This window comes from Mycobacterium sp. E2699, assembly GCF_001666745.1.
Taxonomy (GTDB): domain Bacteria; phylum Actinomycetota; class Actinomycetes; order Mycobacteriales; family Mycobacteriaceae; genus Mycobacterium.
The window spans coordinates 55,612-71,370 of the sequence record NZ_LZJH01000067.1 but is presented as its reverse complement, the minus strand read 5'-3'; the positions used below and the strand labels follow the sequence as shown (position 1 = coordinate 71,370).

General features: G+C 68.1%; 12 protein-coding genes and 1 pseudogene. 4 read left to right on the top strand and 9 right to left on the bottom strand.

Annotated features, from left to right (window positions below; translation table 11 throughout):
- Nucleotides 1–228, bottom strand: a 228-nt coding sequence (locus tag A5696_RS27655; RefSeq protein WP_197516951.1) for a hypothetical protein, incomplete at its 3' end; no start/stop codon positions are given.
- Here A5696_RS27655 and A5696_RS11545 point away from each other — a divergent pair.
- Nucleotides 134–1,924, top strand: a complete 1,791-nt coding sequence (locus tag A5696_RS11545; RefSeq protein ID WP_067878078.1) for an ATP-binding cassette domain-containing protein — start codon at nucleotides 134–136, stop codon at nucleotides 1,922–1,924. The two genes, A5696_RS27655 and A5696_RS11545, sit on opposite strands and share 95 nt — an antisense overlap.
- Here A5696_RS11545 and A5696_RS11540 read toward each other — a convergent pair.
- Nucleotides 1,883–3,034 carry an esterase-like activity of phytase family protein gene (locus tag A5696_RS11540; protein WP_067878076.1) on the bottom strand — a complete coding sequence of 384 codons (1,152 nt, stop codon included), beginning with the start codon at nucleotides 3,032–3,034 and terminating at the stop codon, nucleotides 1,883–1,885. The two genes, A5696_RS11545 and A5696_RS11540, sit on opposite strands and share 42 nt — an antisense overlap.
- Nucleotides 3,027–3,593, bottom strand: a complete 567-nt coding sequence (locus tag A5696_RS11535; RefSeq protein WP_067878073.1) for an isoprenylcysteine carboxylmethyltransferase family protein — start codon at nucleotides 3,591–3,593, stop codon at nucleotides 3,027–3,029. The genes A5696_RS11540 and A5696_RS11535 overlap by 8 nt, the downstream gene beginning before the upstream one ends.
- A gap of 129 nt (nucleotides 3,594–3,722) precedes the next feature.
- Here A5696_RS11535 and A5696_RS11530 point away from each other — a divergent pair, with 129 nt between their 5' ends.
- Entirely contained in the window at nucleotides 3,723–5,663 is a 1,941-nt protein-coding gene (locus A5696_RS11530) for an acyl-CoA dehydrogenase (protein ID WP_067878071.1), read from the top strand.
- Between the two features lie 28 nt (nucleotides 5,664–5,691).
- Here the strand turns inward: A5696_RS11530 and A5696_RS11525 are convergent, their stop codons facing one another.
- Nucleotides 5,692–6,159 carry an LppP/LprE family lipoprotein gene (locus A5696_RS11525; RefSeq protein WP_067878098.1) on the bottom strand — a complete coding sequence of 156 codons (468 nt, stop codon included), beginning with the start codon at nucleotides 6,157–6,159 and terminating at the stop codon, nucleotides 5,692–5,694.
- Between the two features lie 374 nt (nucleotides 6,160–6,533).
- On the opposite strand from A5696_RS11525, the gene A5696_RS11520 reads away from it, so the two are divergent.
- Both A5696_RS11520 and A5696_RS11515 read left to right on the top strand, forming a co-directional pair.
- Nucleotides 6,534–10,679, top strand: a complete 4,146-nt coding sequence (locus tag A5696_RS11520) for a bifunctional nitrate reductase/sulfite reductase flavoprotein subunit alpha (protein WP_067878092.1) — start codon at nucleotides 6,534–6,536, stop codon at nucleotides 10,677–10,679.
- A gap of 142 nt (nucleotides 10,680–10,821) precedes the next feature.
- Nucleotides 10,822–11,070 (top strand): hypothetical protein, encoded by a 249-nt coding sequence (locus tag A5696_RS11515; RefSeq protein WP_067878067.1) that lies wholly within the window; start codon nucleotides 10,822–10,824, stop codon nucleotides 11,068–11,070.
- Nucleotides 11,071–11,207: 137 nt separating this feature from the next.
- Here A5696_RS11515 and A5696_RS28330 read toward each other — a convergent pair whose 3' ends face one another.
- From A5696_RS28330 to A5696_RS11495, 5 genes and pseudogenes are all read right to left on the bottom strand, one after another.
- Complete coding sequence (locus A5696_RS28330) at nucleotides 11,208–12,587, bottom strand: molybdopterin-dependent oxidoreductase (protein WP_231982390.1); 1,380 nt, start codon at nucleotides 12,585–12,587, stop codon at nucleotides 11,208–11,210.
- Nucleotides 12,588–12,596: 9 nt separating this feature from the next.
- Nucleotides 12,597–13,958: pseudogene (locus tag A5696_RS28325) on the bottom strand (rhodanese-like domain-containing protein); the annotation flags it as partial.
- 21 nt (nucleotides 13,959–13,979) lie between these two features.
- The gene (locus A5696_RS11505) at nucleotides 13,980–14,495 is read right to left on the bottom strand and encodes a CAP domain-containing protein (RefSeq protein ID WP_067878060.1); all 516 of its coding nucleotides are present in this window, start codon (nucleotides 14,493–14,495) and stop codon (nucleotides 13,980–13,982) included.
- Nucleotides 14,495–15,109, bottom strand: a complete 615-nt coding sequence (locus A5696_RS11500) for a hypothetical protein (protein WP_156738344.1) — start codon at nucleotides 15,107–15,109, stop codon at nucleotides 14,495–14,497. The genes A5696_RS11505 and A5696_RS11500 overlap by 1 nt, the downstream gene beginning before the upstream one ends.
- Complete coding sequence (locus tag A5696_RS11495; protein WP_067878053.1) at nucleotides 15,106–15,753, bottom strand: Mce protein; 648 nt, start codon at nucleotides 15,751–15,753, stop codon at nucleotides 15,106–15,108. Before A5696_RS11495 ends, A5696_RS11500 begins: the two co-directional genes overlap by 4 nt.
- Nucleotides 15,754–15,759 lie beyond the last annotated feature (6 nt).

Below are 15,759 nucleotides of genomic sequence, written 5' to 3'. Positions count from 1 at the left end.
CTCGAACGTGGTGAAGACGTCGGTGTCGCCGCGCAGCCCGATCAGCCGGTTCTCGGCCATGTAGCCGGCGCCGCCGCCCGCTCCGCCCGTCGGGCACGACGAGAACGACCAGGGGGCAGGGCTGATCGAGCAGATGAACACGCGGAAGCTGCGCACCCCTGGCACCTCCTTTCGCACCCAGGAACCCAGCTCCACGTACCGGTTGCCGCTCAAGCCCGGGGCGCGCACCAGCGGGGTCGTCGCATACCGTCTGGGATTGACGGTCCACGGGCACGAGGTGCTCAGCGACGTCTCCTTCACGGCGCGGCTGGGGACGTTGACCGCCGTGGTCGGTCCGTCGGCGGCGCGCAACTCGGCGCTGCTCGAACTGCTCGCCGGCACCCGGGAACTGAGCTCCGGCCGGGCCACCGTGGACGGCCACGACGTGCACGCCGAGCCCGAGTCGATGCGCACCCGGATCGGGGTCGTGCAGCGTGACGAGCGCGTGCACCCGCGGCTCACCGTCCAACAGGCCATGCGGTTCGCCGCCGAACTTCGCCTGCCGCCGGACACCGCACGCGAGCACCGCGAGCGGGTGGTGGACCAGGTGCTCGACGAACTCGAGCTCACACCACATCGCGCGACCCGGATCAGCAAGCTCGCGCCCGAGGTGCGCCGGTGTGTGTCGCTGGCCGTCGAATTGATCACCCGGCCGACGCTCCTCGTGGTCGACGAGCCGGGCGCCGGACTGGATGCGGCGCAACAAGACCACGTGATGGCGATCCTGCGCCGCCAGGCCGACATCGGATGTGTCGTGGTGGTGGCGATGTCATCGCCGTCCTCGCCGAGCGGCGTCAGCATCTGCGATCAGGTGGTGGTGCTCACCGGGCGCGGCGCAATGGCTTTCGTCGGGGCGCCCCTGCAGGTCGAGGCCTCGATGGGAACCACCGACTGGGCCAAGGCCCTCGAGCGGGTCGCGGCCGATCCCGACGGAGCCGATCGCGCATTCCGCGCCGGTCGCCAGGGGCCGCCCGCCCCGCCGGAGGTCGCCGCGCCGTGGCCGCTGCCCGCCGAGCTGCCCGCGAAGCGACAGATCCGGTTACTCACCCGCAGACAGCTCCGCCTGGTCTTCGCCGACCACCTCTCCTCGCTGTTCTTGGTGGTGCTGCCCTTCGTGTTGGCGGCGCTGACGCTGCTGATCCCGGGCGATTCCGGTTTGGAACGGCCCGCTCCGAGCAGCTCCAACGCCCACGAAGCCATCGAGGTCTTGGCCGCATTCAACATCGGCGCGGTGATCATCGGCACCGTGCTGACCATCCGCGCCATCGTCGAGGAGCGCCGCGTCTTCCGGCGTGAGCAGGCCGTCGGGCTGTCGGCGCCGGCCTATGTGGTGGCCAAGCTCCTCGTGTTCGGTCTGGCCGCGCTCATCTTGTCGGCTGTCTTCTACGCGATCGTCATCGTCGCGAAGGGTGGCCCCGTCCACGGCGCCGTGCTGCTGGGCAACGCGACGGTCGAACTCTATGTGAGCGTCGCCGTCACGGCCGTCGTGTCCGCGGCCGTCGGGTTGGTGCTGTCGACGATGGGCAACCGGCAGCGCGAGGTGCTGCCACTGCTCGTGCCGGTGATCCTCGCCTCGGCGCTGTTCAACGGGAGCCTGGTGCAGCTGGTGAGCAAGTGGGGCTTTCAGCAGATCTCCTGGTTCGTCCCGGCGCAGTGGGGCTTCGCGGCGTCGGCGTCCACCGTCGATCTGCGCAGGGTCGACGCACTGGCCGCCAATGCCTTGATGTGGACCCATTATTCGGGCTGGTGGGTGTTCGACATGGGGATGCTGATGGCCTTCGGGGCGATCGCGGCCGGCTTGACCCTGTATCGGTTGCGGGCGCCTGGCGGGACCGGGCGGGCGCTACATCGCGAACAGCAGGAACTGGGTGACCTGGCTGGCTGAAAAGTTGTTGTCGCTGACCAGCACCACCGATTGGCGGCCGTCGGGCAGCTTCGGCCCCAACGTGATCCCCTCGATGTTGTCGAGGGGCGACAGCCCCGGCGTCGCCGACAGATCGGCCGCCAGCGTCTTGGTCATCGGGGTCACGGCCACGCCCCGCATCGACGGCAGGGGCAGCACGTCGGTCGCGGCGCCGACGTCGGCGCGGTAGATCCGGATGGTCGGGGGCACCGCGGAGGATCGTTCCAGCACGAGAAACGTGGTGTCGGACAGCGCGACCAGGTCCGAGACCCCGTTGAGGTCCGCGGGCGGTGCGGGCGGTTCCATCGGGTAGGCGTACTGGGCGGTGGGCGCCCCGGTGTTGACGTCGAATTTGGTGATCCGGGTCAGAACGCCGCGGCCGTCGTCGCTTTTGGGTTCGTCGTCGCCATTGGGTTCGTCGTCGTTTTTGGGTTCGTCGTTATAGCCGGGGTCTTCCATTGCGGCGAACAGCCATTGGCCGTCGGGCGTCAGCGCCACCCCCTCCAGCGCCTTGTTGCGGCGCGGCCCGGTTTGCTGCGCGGACATGGCCAGGTTGGACGGCAAGGTGAACTGGCCGAGGTAGGCGCCGTCCAGCGCGGCGGTCCGCACCCAGGGGTCCAGCAACGCCGGCCCGGCGGTGAGCCGCTCGCCCTCCGAGCACCAGTACAGCCGCTGCCGGCCGGGGTCGAAGGCGATGCCCTCCGGGTCGGGAGGAATGACCGGCGGCGTGGTGTTCAGGCTCAGCGGCTCGAACGGGCGACCCGCCTCGTCGAGCAGCGGGTGGGTGGCGATGAAGGTGGCGTCGCGGATTCCGTTGTCGGACAATGACAGTCGCACGGTGTAGAAGCGGGCAGGGTTCTTCTCGGAGCGGTCGTCGCTGATCACGTAGTACTGTCGGCGCCCCGCGTCGTAGCTGATGCCCGACAGCCCGCCGATGACCGTGCCGTCGAAGGTGGCTCCGAACGCGACCTGCGACTGACCGAGGTAGGTCAGCATCGGCGGGCTCGCCGACCCCGGGGTGATACAGCCGGGGAGCACCAACGCCGCGCAGAGGCCCACCCCGAGCCCGCGGGCCAGCACGCGACTAGACATAGCGCCTGACGTGGCGGCAGTAGTCGGCGTAGAGGTGGCCGTACCGCTGCCGCATGAATTCCTCCTCACGCAACACTTGCCGGTGGAAGAGCGCGGTCGCGGCGACCAGATAGATCAGCGGCACCCAGTTGGGGAACACCAACAGCTGGCCGACCAGGAACACGAAGAAACCGACATAGATCGGGTTGCGGCTCCGCGCGAACACCCCGGTGGTCACCAACCGACCGGGTTGGGCGGCGTCGATGCCGACGCGGAAGCTCTTGCCGAACGACACCAGGCTCAGCACCAGGATTCCGAGACCGGCCAGGCACAGCGCCACGCCCAGCCATTCGAGGACCGGCGAGTGGAAAAACCGCTGGTGGCTGGCCAGGGGCCAACCGAAGGCGGCGGCGAACACCGTATAGAAGTAGAACAGCGCCACCGGTGGTATCAGGTAGTCCGTCTTGTCCAGCTTCCCGAAATGCATCGCCTGGGTGCCGGTCCGGCGCAGCTGCACGACGCGGCCCGCGACCGTGCCGACCAGCAGCACGACCATGACAGCGGCCAGGTATTGCGCCATCGCTCGATCATGGCACCGACATGTCGCCGCAGGGGGTGCACGCAACGCGAAAGTCGCGGGCGGATCACGCGATGGATGCACGCCGGACGAATTGTTTGCGCGGCCCGATCAGGGGGTTACCGTGCCTTTATGGCGCCAGACACGAAAAGCACTGCCGAACATCTGCGCAACGCCCTCGACGGGCGCTGGCGCGACGTGAAGAACCGGATGCGGGACACGATGACCGAAGACCTGTTCCGCCCGCATTACACCCCGAACACGGTGATCGCCCGCACCAAGGTGGCCGAGCAGATGCGGATCATGGCCGCGTTCGGTGTCGCCGCCGACAACTTCCGCAAGGAACACGGCGGCACCGGCGACGTGGGCGCGGCCATCACGATGATCGAGATGCTGGCGATGTCGGACCTGTCGCTGATGGTGAAGGCCGGTGTGCAGTGGGGGCTGTTCGGCGGCGCCGTCGAGAACCTGGGCACCGACCGCCACCACGAGGCCTACGTGAAGAAGATCATCAGCCTCGAGTTGCGCGGCTGTTTCGCGATGACCGAGACCGGACACGGCAGTGACGTCCAGTCGCTGGAGACCACCGCGACCTACGATCCCGAGACCGAAGAGTTCGTCATCGACTCCCCCACCCCGACCGCCCGCAAGGACTACATCGGCGGCGCCGCCCAAACTGCCACCATGGCAGCGGTTTTCGCGCAGCTGATCACCACCGAGGACGGCAAGCCGGTCAACCACGGCGTGCACTGCCTGCTGGTCCCGATCCGCGACGCCGACGGCAACGACCTGCCAGGGGTGACGACGTCGGACTGCGAGTACAAGGGCGGCCTGCCCGGCGTCGACAACGGTCGGATCGTGTTCGACCACGTCCGCGTCCCGCGGGTGAACCTGCTGAACAAGTACGGCGACGTCGCCGCCGACGGCACGTACAGCTCGCCGATCGACAACCCCAACCGCCGCTTCTTCACCATGCTGGGCACGCTGGTTCGGGGCCGCATCACGGTGGGCGGCAGCGCGGGCGCCGCCGGTCGCGTCGCGCTCGACATCGCCACCCGGTATGCGTTGCAGCGCAGGCAATTCTGTGCGCCCGGCGAGGACACCGAGGTGCTGATCATGGACTACCTGGTGCATCAGCGCCGGCTGTTCCCGTTGATCGCCAAGTCGTACGCGCTGCAATTCGCGCAGAACGAACTGGTCGGCCGCTGCCACGACATCCAGACCGCGGACGCCCCGGACGCCGACGAGCAGCGCGAGCTCGAAGCGCGCGCCGCCGGTTTGAAGGCGGCCAACACCTGGCATGCTTCGCGCGCCATTCAGGAGGCGCGCGAGGCCTGCGGCGGCGCCGGCTACATGGCCGAGAACCGGCTGATCGGGCTGCGCGGCGACACCGACGTCTTCACCACGTTCGAGGGCGACAACCACGTGCTGACCCAGTTGGTGGCCAAGGAGCTGCTGACCGCCTACGCCGACGACATCCGCAGCATGAGCCCGGTGGAATGGGTGCGTTTCGCCGCCAACACCGTCGGCGAGCGGGTGCGCAAACGCACAGCGGCGGAAGCCATCATGCAGACGATCGTGGACGCGCGCCAAGACAGCGAGGAAGAAGGCAGCCTGTTCAACCGGGGCACCCAGGTGAACATGTTCGAGGAGCGGGAGGACTATCTGCTGTCCTCGGTCGCCCGCCGGCTGCAGGGCAAGTCCAAAGAAATGTCGGAGTTCGACGCGTTCAACGCCGTGCAAGATCACGTCCTGCACGCCGCGAACGCGCACATCGACCGAATCGTGTTGGAGGCGTTCGTCGCCGGGATCGACTCGTGCGAGGACGAGACGGCCCGCGAGCTGCTCGACCTGGTCTGCGACCTGTACGCGTTGTCGGTGATCGAGGACGACAAGGCCTGGTACATCGAGCATGGCTACCTGTCGACGGGCCGGGCCAAGGCGGTCACCCGCGGCATCAACGATCGGTGCCGCAAGCTGCGCCCGTACGCCGAGACGCTGGTCGACGGCTTCGGCATCCCCGAGCCGCTGCGGTACGCCGAGATGCTGCACCCGGAGAATCTGCCGGTCTGACCATCGCGAAAGCGACTGCGCCGCAAGGCTACTGATGCGGGATCGTGCCGAGCACCTGCAGCTTGCCATCCGGACCGATGCGGAACTTCGCCGTGCCGATTCCGGTGGGACAGCAGGGCTGATCCTTGCCGACCTGCCACTGGTATTGGACCGTGACGGTGTCAGCGGACGGCGCCAGCACGGTGATGTACGGCTTCGGGTTGGGCGTGGCCGGGCCCAGCGGGGTGTTGTGATCGAAGAACAAGAGCTGTTGCGGCGTCGACTCGCTTGCGATGGTGGGGATTATCTGAACCCAGTACAGCCGGCACTTGTTGGTGTGCCCCCTTGCGATTTCGACCCAACTCGAGCCCGGGACCTCGATTGGAACCGACGCGATCGCCTGGCGCACCGTGTCGGCCGTCGGCCCGTCGGAGTCCTTGCAGGTGTCGGCGCGCGGCGCCGGCGGCGCCGCCGGTTTACCGCCGCACGCCGAGGCCGACAAAACCAGCAGAATCACGAACAGGCGTCGCACATTGTGAGCTTAACGAAAACTGTGAATGTCCCATCTGTTTCGTCGGAACCCCATTCCTGAGACGCAATTCGGGGGGTTCGCCGGTAATCTGGGCGGCGTCGCAGATCGGCGTTGACCTGCGATTACCCGGTCGGCGACGGGCATTCCGGTCAGCTCACACATCGATGCGGATCCGGTGAGAGAAAGCCGTAAAACGGCGGAAACATCGAGCGCCCGACGCCGAAACATCATTGCCGCACCATTAGCGCGTAGGCCCTTGCGCGCTCGAGGGGAGGAATTCAGGCGTGGCCACCAAGCCGCACGGCGCCCCCGGGGACGCCGTGAACAGTCTGTGCGCCTACTGCGGCGTCGGCTGCGGAATGGTGTTGCAGGTCACAACCGATCCGCAGAGCGGCCGCCGTCACGTCGCGAAATCCATTGGCAGCACGAGCCACCCGGCCAACTTTGGCCGGTTGTGCACCAAGGGCGCGACCACTTCGGACATGCTGGCCGCCCCCGGACGGCTGGATTCGGCGTACGCGCGCGCCGACCGGGGCGAATCCCTCGAACCGGTCGACATGGATGCCGCGCTCACTCGGTCCGCGAAGCGGTTGCGGGCGATCATCGAACGGCACGGCCCCGATTCCTTCGCGATGTATGTGTCGGGCCAGATGTCCCTCGAGGCGCAGTACCTGGCGAACAAGCTGACCAAAGGGTTCATCCGCACCAATCAGATCGAGTCGAACTCGCGGCTGTGCATGGCCAGCGCGGGATCCGGCTACAAGCTCTCCCTAGGTGCGGACGGCCCGCCCGGCTCGTACCGCGACTTCGAACACGCCGACCTCTTCTTGGTCATCGGCTCCAACATGGCCGACTGCCACCCGATCCTGTTCCTGCGCATGATGGAGCGCGTCAAGGCCGGTGCCAAGCTGATCGTGGTGGACCCGCGCCGCACCGCGACCGCCGAGAAGGCGGACCTGTTCCTGCAGATCGCGCCGGGCACCGACCTCGCGTTGCTCAACGGGCTGCTGCACCTGATCGTCGCCAATGGGCAGACGGATCCGCACTTCATCGCGCACTTCACCGAGGGCTGGGAGGCGATGCCGAACTTCCTCGAGCAGTACACCCCCGAGAAGGTCAGCGAAATCACCGGCCTCCCAACCGAAGACCTCCGCACCGCGGCCCGCTGGATCGGCGACGCCGAAAACTTCCTGAGCTGCTGGACGATGGGCCTCAACCAGAGCACCCACGGCACCTGGAACACCAACGCGATCTGCAACCTGCACCTGGCCACCGGCACGATCTGCAAACGCGGCAGCGGTCCCTTCTCGCTCACCGGGCAACCCAACGCGATGGGCGGCCGCGAAATGGGTTACATGGGGCCGGGTTTGCCGGGCCAGCGCTCGGTCCTATCGGCCCCCGACCGCGATTTCGTCGAGGACGTCTGGGGCATTCCGCGCGGCTCGCTGCGCACCGAGGTCGGCACCGGCACCGTCGACATGTTCTCCCGCATGGCCGATGGCGCCATCAAGGCGTGCTGGATCATTTGCACCAATCCCGTTGCCAGCGTTGCCAATCGCAAGACGGTGCTGGCGGGCCTGGAACGCGCCGACCTGGTGATCACCCAGGATGCGTTCCTCGAGACCGAAACCAGCGAGTACGCCGACATCGTGCTGCCGGCCGCCCTGTGGACGGAGTCGGAGGGGGTGATGATCAATTCCGAGCGCAACCTGACCCTTTTTCAGCCCGCCGTCCGGGCGCCCGGTCAAGCCTTGCCCGATTGGCAGATCATCGCCCGCATCGCCTGCGAGATGGGCTTTTCGGACTCGTTCAGCTACGACTCGGCGGAGCAGGTCTTCGAAGAGATCAAGCGGTTCTGGAATCCCGCGACCGGTTACGATCTGCGCGGCGCCAGCTACGAGCGGCTGCGGCAGACGCCGCTGCAGTGGCCGTGCCCACCACAGGGCACCGGCGATCGCAACCCGATCCGCTACCTCAACGACGGGATCAGCCAAACCCGGCTGGTGCGCGAGGACGGCAGCGTGCCCCGGTTGGCGTTCCCGACGCCGAGCGGCCGCGCGGTGTTCTTCGCGCGCCCGCACCTGCCGCCCAAGGAAATGCCCGACGACGACTACCCTTTCCTGCTCAACACGGGGCGCCTCCCGCACCAATGGCACACGATGACCAAGACCGGCAAGGTCGCCAAGCTCACCAAGCTCAACCCCGGGCCGTTCGTCGAGATCCACCCCGACGACGCCGCGCGGCTGCAGATCTCCGAAGGGGACTTCGTGGAGGTCGCGTCGCGCCGCGGCCGCGCCGTGCTGCCCGCCGTGGTCACCGACCGGGTGCGACCGGGCAACTGCTTCGCCCCGTTCCACTGGAACGACGCCTTCGGCGAGTACCTGTCGATCAATGCCGTCACCAACGATGCCGTCGACCCGATATCGCACCAACCGGAGTTCAAGGCCTGCGCCGTCGCCCTGGTCAAGGTTGCCGCCGAACCCGATCCGGTCACCGAAGCCGAAACCACGGTCGCCGCCGGCACCCTGCTGCCCGGACAGGAAATCAGCGTGTCACACGTCGACGCACTCGCCGAAATGTTCGGCGTCGCAGACGAACCCGCCCCGGCGTTCGATGAACGGGGCCGCTCCTACCTCGCCGGAATGCTGGCCGGCTTGCGTTCCGAAGCCGGGCGCCGCGCCGGCGGCGTGCCCACCCTGCCCGTCAGCGCACCTTTCGACTCGCGCACCCGGCTGTGGGTGGACGGCGTGCTCGCGGGAATGTTTGCGCGCAGCGCGGGCGCCCGCATGGTGCCTGAGTTGCCCGACGGCACCCCCACCGGTCCACGCCCCCAACCGGGTTCGGCGCCGGGGCGCGCGCCGGTCGTCGTGCTGTGGGCCTCGCAGACCGGGAATGCCGAAGAGCTCGCCACCGAGATCGCCGCGCGGCTGGGCGAGGCGAACGTGCCGGCCGCGCTGCACAGCATGGACGACTTCCCGATCGCCGAGCTGCCGACGACGCGGGAGGTGCTGCTGATCACCAGCACCACCGGCGACGGCGACCCACCGGACAACGGCGCCGGCCTGTGGCGGGCGCTGACCTCCGGCAGCCCACCACGATTCACCGACACCCGCTATGCGGTTCTGGCGCTGGGCGACTCCAACTACGACGACTTCTGCGGTCACGGACGCAAGCTCGACGAGCGTCTGGCGCAGCTGGGAGCGACCCGGATCGTCGACCGCGTCGACTGCGAACCCGACTACGACGACGCGGCCGGGAAGTGGCTGAGCGGTGTCATCGCCGCGCTGGCCCGTACGCCAACCCCGGCGGGCCGGGATGGCCGCGCGCCGGCGGCCGGGGCCACGACCGCCGCGCCGGCTCGGCCGGTGCACGGGCCTGCGGCGGTCGGATACAGCAAGAAGCATCCCCTGATCACCGACATGGCCCGCAACATCAGGCTGGGGCAGCCGCAGTCGGCAAAGGATGTGCGGCAGTTGGTGTTTCGCCTGCCCGAGGGCACGATCGCCTACGAGGCCGGTGACGCGCTAGGGGTGTGGCCGCGCAACAGCGACCGGCTGGTCGACGAGTGGCTATCCGTCACCGGACTGGACGGGCAGACCCCGGTCGAGGTCGGCGAGCACGGTCTGATGTCGTTGCGCTCCGCGCTCACCGAGCGAATCGAGATCGCGCACATCAGCCGTGACCTGGTGCGGTTCGTGCAGGAGCGCACCGGCGATCAGAAACTCGCCGAGCTGTTGAAGCCGGAGAACAAAGCCGACCTGAGCAATTGGGCGTGGGGCCGCCAGGCCATCGACCTGCTGGCGCAGCACCCGGTCTCGGCATCGGCCCACGAGTGGCTGAGGGTGCTCAAACGCCTTCAGCCGCGGCTGTATTCGATCTCGTCGAGCCCCAAGGAGTGGCCCGGCGAAGTTCACCTGACGGTCTCGCCGGTGCGCTACAACTTCCAGGGGGTGCCGCGCCGCGGGGTGTGTTCGACCTACCTTGCCGACCGCTCCCCCGGCGACCGGGTGGCCGTCTATTTGCAGCCGTCGAGCAACTTCCGGCCCCCCGCCGACCCGGACACCGCGATGATCATGATCGGTCCGGGCACCGGGATCGCGCCCTTCCGCGCCTTCCTGCAGGAGCGCCGGGCGCTCGGCCACACCGGTCCCAATTGGCTGTTCTTCGGCGAACAGCACGCCGCCACCGACTACTACTACCGCGACGAGATCGAACAGATGCGCGCCGACGGCCTGCTCACCGAGCTGGACCTGGCGTTCTCCCGCGACCAGCGCGACAAGGTCTACGTGCAGCACCTGATGCGCGACCGCGGGGAGCAGCTGTGGCGCTGGCTGCAGGACGGCGCACAGCTGTACGTCTGCGGTAACGCCGACCCGATGGCCAAGGACGTCGACCGCACGCTCTGCGAGATCGCCGCCCGGCACGGCAACCTCGAGCCGGACGCGGCGCGGGCCTACGTCCAGGCGCTGGCCGCCGACAAGCGCTACCACCGCGACGTCTACTAAAGCGCCCGCCCGAGCGCCTGTAATACGACGGAAACGTCGCACACCCGCCGCCGAAACATCCCCGTCGCACCATTGCCTCATCTGGTTGCGTCGAGGAGGGGCCGTGAGCGTCGCTCGGGAGTGTGATGGGCCCGACCGGGTCATGAAAAGCGTCTGCCCGCTGCGGTGCCCGCGGCATCCCGAAGGCCGGGCGTCGGCCGCCGGCCAGGTCGATTGGGCGGGGCTGCCCGTCAACCTCGACATGGCGTTCTCCAGGGAGAAGCGCGACAAGGTCTACGTGCAACACGTGATGCGCAAGCAGGGCAGCCAGCTGTGGCGGTGGGTGCACGGCGACGCGCAGGTGTGCGTCTGCGAAAACGCGGTCGACGACCTCACCAGCACCAACCAGTAATCGCCGGCGGCGCCTCCGGCGCATCCGTGCCCACGAAACATAAACCGCTGCGTTGCTTTGCGGCGTGTCATCGCAGACGTTTATGTGTCGCGGCCGCGAAGGCGATATGGTCTACCCGCAGCCGCGCGCACCCCCCTTCAGTCCACCTGGACGGAAACGGTCTGGATCGCGTTGCCGCCGTACCCGAGGCGGTTCCATTCGGGCAGTTCAGGCTGCGTGTTCCCGGCCCGATCGGTGGCCCGCGCCCGCACGGTGGTGGCTCCGCGGACGTCGCAACGCGCGAACAACTCCCACCACTGCCAGCTGTGCCGCCGTCGTTCGCCGACGAGTCGGGCGGGCCGCCAGGGGCCCCCGCCGATGGAAACGTCCACGCGGTCGATCGGGGCGGCACCCGACCACGCGACGCCTCGGACGACGAATTCCCCGGCTGTCACCGAGGCGCCGTCGGAGGGCTGAGCGATCAGCGCGCGGACGCGCTGCAGGCGGACGGGCTCGCGAACGACGCGGCCATCACGCTCCCATTCGTAGTGGTAGCGCTTCGTCTGGAAGAAGGCCTCGAATGGACGGTCGATCACCTCGATCTCGGTCAGCCATTTGACCGATGCGACGGAATACCATCCGGGCACGATGAGCCGGACGGGACGGCCATGCTGCAGCGGCAGCGGTTCACCGTTCATCGCGTACGCGATGAGCGTGCCGGAGTCGCGTGCGTCGTCGAGGGACAAGGCGCGCTCGAACCGCACGGGCGCGGTCGCGCCGTCGACCAATCCCGTGTCGGCACCGCGAAATACGACGTGGTGAGCGCCGGGCGCCACGCCCGCACGATCCAAGACCTCCGCGAGAGGTACACCGGTCCATTCGGCCGTGCTCGCTGCCCCGAAATGCCACTGCTCGCCGTCGACGGGCGGATCGAAGCGGACCCGCCCGTTGCCCGCGCATTCCAGCGTGGCGACCAGCGACTGCGCCGGCAGATTGTGCAGATCGCGCAGGCGCAGGCGCAACGGCCGATCGACCAGCCCGCTGACCGTCAATTCATACCGCTCGGGATCCAACACCGGCGTGGTGAAGTGGTTACGCACGTAAAAGTGGTTGGCGGGCATGACGACACCGCCTACCAGCGCCGCCAGCGAGGTCTCGCAGTTCAGCGGATCCTCGCGGTGCACAACAAGTCCGGGGTATCCGCCGTCGTTGACGACCGGCAACCCGACGGCCCCCCATGCGCACATGCCGCCGGCGAGATTCACCGCATCGAAGCCCGACCGGCGAAGCGACGCCGCCACCGCCGCCGAACGCCCGCCCGACCGGCAGACCACAACGATGCAGCGGTCGCGCGGCAGTTCGTGTTGTCGAGTACGCACGCGGCCGGCCGGCATCAGCATCGCGGTCGGCGCGTGCTCGGTACACCATTCGTGGGGCTCCCGCACATCAAGCAGCAGCGCCCCCGCGTCAACCAGGGCCTTGGCCGCTCGGGGGCCGACCCGCGGTGCGTCGGAGGCGATCTCATCGCGATCCGACACCGGGAAGCCGGCGTCTTGCCAGGCGCCAAACCCGCCAACCACGTCCGACACGTCGTCAAAGCCCGCGGACCGCAGAACGCTGGCCGCCACCATCGAGCGGTAGCCGCTGGCGCAGTAAACGACAACCGGTGCGCTCGGATCCAGCGCCGTCAACGAATCCGTCAGCGCCGGCAACGGCATGGTCCGCGCACCGGGGATGACGCCGTCCGCCGCCTCCTGCGGGCCGCGGACGTCCAGCAGTTGCAGATCGGGCTCCAACCCGCGCAGTTCGGCGAGCTGCCCGACGGTCAATCGCGGGGTGCTCTCGACGAGATCCGGCCGGTGAGCGAAAACCGTTGCGAGGTCGCGCAACTGACCGATCACCCGATCAAAGCCCACACGGGACAGGCGGGTCTTGGACTCACCCGCCAGGGTAGGGTCGCCGACCAAAACGATGCCGCGATCCGGCGACAAGACGGTTCCGGCCCACTCGGCGAAGCGTCCTCGCAGGCCGACGTTGACCGCACCGCGGAGATGCCGCGCCGCGAAGTCATCGGGCTCCCTGCCGTCCAGCAGAATCGCACCGGCCTCTGCGTGCCGGCGCACCTCCTCGATGTCCAGCAACGAGGGCTGATTTTCGTCGAGCAGCGGGCGCACCTGGCGATTTCGGTGAGCCGCGAAGGAAAAGTAGCGCGGCTGCACCGGCTGGCCCTCGGTGATCGCTGCGACGAATTGATCCACACCGCCGGCCCGCAGCGCATAGTTGGACCGCCGTTGCTCGCCGATCGTCGAACTTGTCTCGCTCGACAGCCGCTTTCCGCACATCGAGCCGGCGCCATGTGCGGGGAACACGCGCGTCGCGTCCGGCAGCCTCAGGAGCTTGGTCCGCAACGATCCATAAAGCGTTGCGGCGAGTGCGTCCGCCGATACACCGGAAGCGACGAGAAGATCCGGGCGCCCGACATCACCGACGAACAGTGTGTCGCCGGTGAGCACGCCGTACGGTGCCTCGTCGTCGGCGTGCTCGTAGACCACGACACAGATCGACTCGGGGGTGTGACCGGGTGTCGCCAGGATTTCGAGGGCGACGTCTCCCAGCGAGATCCGTTGGCCGTCGTGCAGCGACTCGACCGGGAAGTCGACGTCGGCGCCCTCGCCAAAACAGATTCGCGCTCCGGTGGCCGCCGCGAGTTCCAAGTGGCCGCTCAAAAAGTCGGCGTGGATATGGGTCTCGATGACCCGGTCGATCTGAAGCCCGCGCTCCGCCGCTTCGCGGAGGTACTCGTCGACGTCGCGGCGCGGGTCGACGACGACCGCTCGCCGGGTGGTCTCATCGCCGATCAGATACGAAGCGTGCGACAAACACTCCAGGTAGTGCTGCGTGAAGATCATCCACTTCCCTTTCGTCGATCGTCACCGGGTGTGCGAAGCGGGCTGTCCGTAGACGGCCACGACGACGGTGCGGTCCAGGCTGTTGTCGGACCACACCCCGATGCTGGTGTTCGCACAGTCACGGATGATCGCCATGTCGTCGGGGTTGTAGTACCACTGGTTGACGAGTTCGAGGCTGCTCATGGCCAGGGCCGGGTTGATCGCGACCGTCTCGGCGGCCCTGCCGTTGAAGCCGGCGGCGTTGGCCCGGTCCTGCGGCGTGGACCCGTCGGACCCGATGTCGCCGTTGATGTTCCGGTTGTTGATCATGTCCTCGGCGTGCCACTCGGCGGCGAGCGTCAGCGCATTGTTGCGGATGACGTCGTTGGTGCAGCCCGCCTGGTGCTGCAGGGTGTAGACGGCGGACACGACGGCGCTGTTGAGCCGCTTGTTGTCGGCGTGGGCGACTTCGGCCATCGACACCGCGGCGCACGCGGCGACGACGGCGGCGACCACCAACCGGACCGGACCGCGCACCCGAACCACCACGTCCCGCATCACACCGGGTCGAAGTGCGAGACCAGCCACCGGCCGTTCACCTTGTCCAACGCCACCCGAATGACGGGCTGGGTGTCGGTCGGCACGCCATCACCGATGGTCACCGTTTGATTGGCGAACAACAGCACCACCGCGTGGTCGGCGGTCACCGAAACGGGCGCCGCCGCAGTCACTTTGACCACCGCGGTGATGCGCTTTTCTTTGGCGCCCGGGATGACGACCTCGCGGATCAGCGTGGAGTAGGCGTCCTTGAACTCGCCGGTCAGCCGGTCGCGCGCCGCGCCGAGGTCCTTGTCCACCGACTCCGGCTTGTAGGACAGGAGCGCGACGGTGTCGTCACTGGCCACCCGCACCGCTTCGGCCCGCGCCCCCGCGAGGTCGTCGGCCGAGCCGCCCGCCCACCTGAGGTACCCGGCTCCAAGCGCCAGCAGCAACGCCAATCCGGGCAGCACACCGAAAGCGATCACACGCTTCCACTCGATGCGCCGCTTCCCGCGCGCGCGGTCCTCCTCGGTGGCCTCCGCGTCATCTTGGGTGGCCTCGTCGTCGACCACCACATCGTCGACATCGACATCGTCGGCACCGGTGTCGGTCTTGTCACTGAGGATCGTCATGGCACGAACACCACGTTCGACACCTTGGGGTCGCCCGCGACCGAGCGGACCTCGATGCGCATGCGCCACTCTCGCGGCGCCTCCTCGCCGCCGGCGGTTCGTGATTTCACCGCCACCGCGACCAGCACCTGGGCGGCGTCACCCCGCTGCGATTCCAGACCCGCGTCCGTGACGGTGCCCTCCGATTTGGACTGCGCCGCCTTGACGACGTCGATGAACGGCTTGGACCGTTGTTCGAAGTCGTCGCGGAACGCTCCGGTGGCCCCATCGAGGATCCGCTGCACGTCGGCCTCGGCCTCGGTGTAGTTGATCGTGGTGAGGTTCACCGCGGCCTGGCGGGCGGTCCGGACGAATGAGTCACGCCGGGCCTGCTCCTCGTGCTTCTGGAAGGCGTGGTATCCGAACCAGCCGGCCAACGCGGTCAACGCGGCCACGATGACGCTTCCGGCCACCAGGGCCGAGCCGACGTGGGTAAGCCGTCGACGCGACAGGCGGTCCCGCCAGAGCGACGGTGGCGGAACGGATTCGGTTCCGCCACCGTCGCTCTCATCGACATCGCCGCCGTTGTCGGCGTTGTCGGTGCCATTCTCGGTTGTGACACTGACGATTTCGCCGTCATCAGGGTTGTCCGGTTCGTCGGCCATGTTGCT

Bases quoted from the DNA above. Each gene is read 5' to 3' on its own strand.
- A5696_RS11545 (WP_067878078.1), top strand. From the start codon at position 134: ATGAACACGCGGAAGCTGCGCACCCCTGGCACCTCCTTTCGCACCCAG.
- A5696_RS11540 (WP_067878076.1), bottom strand. From the start codon at position 3,034: ATGTCTAGTCGCGTGCTGGCCCGCGGGCTCGGGGTGGGCCTCTGCGCG.
- A5696_RS11535 (WP_067878073.1), bottom strand. From the start codon at position 3,593: ATGGCGCAATACCTGGCCGCTGTCATGGTCGTGCTGCTGGTCGGCACG.
- A5696_RS11530 (WP_067878071.1), top strand. From the start codon at position 3,723: ATGGCGCCAGACACGAAAAGCACTGCCGAACATCTGCGCAACGCCCTC.
- A5696_RS11520 (WP_067878092.1), top strand. From the start codon at position 6,534: ATGGTGTTGCAGGTCACAACCGATCCGCAGAGCGGCCGCCGTCACGTC.
- A5696_RS11515 (WP_067878067.1), top strand. From the start codon at position 10,822: ATGAAAAGCGTCTGCCCGCTGCGGTGCCCGCGGCATCCCGAAGGCCGG.
- A5696_RS11505 (WP_067878060.1), bottom strand. From the start codon at position 14,495: ATGCGGGACGTGGTGGTTCGGGTGCGCGGTCCGGTCCGGTTGGTGGTC.
- A5696_RS11500 (WP_156738344.1), bottom strand. From the start codon at position 15,109: ATGACGATCCTCAGTGACAAGACCGACACCGGTGCCGACGATGTCGAT.
- A5696_RS11495 (WP_067878053.1), bottom strand. From the start codon at position 15,753: ATGGCCGACGAACCGGACAACCCTGATGACGGCGAAATCGTCAGTGTC.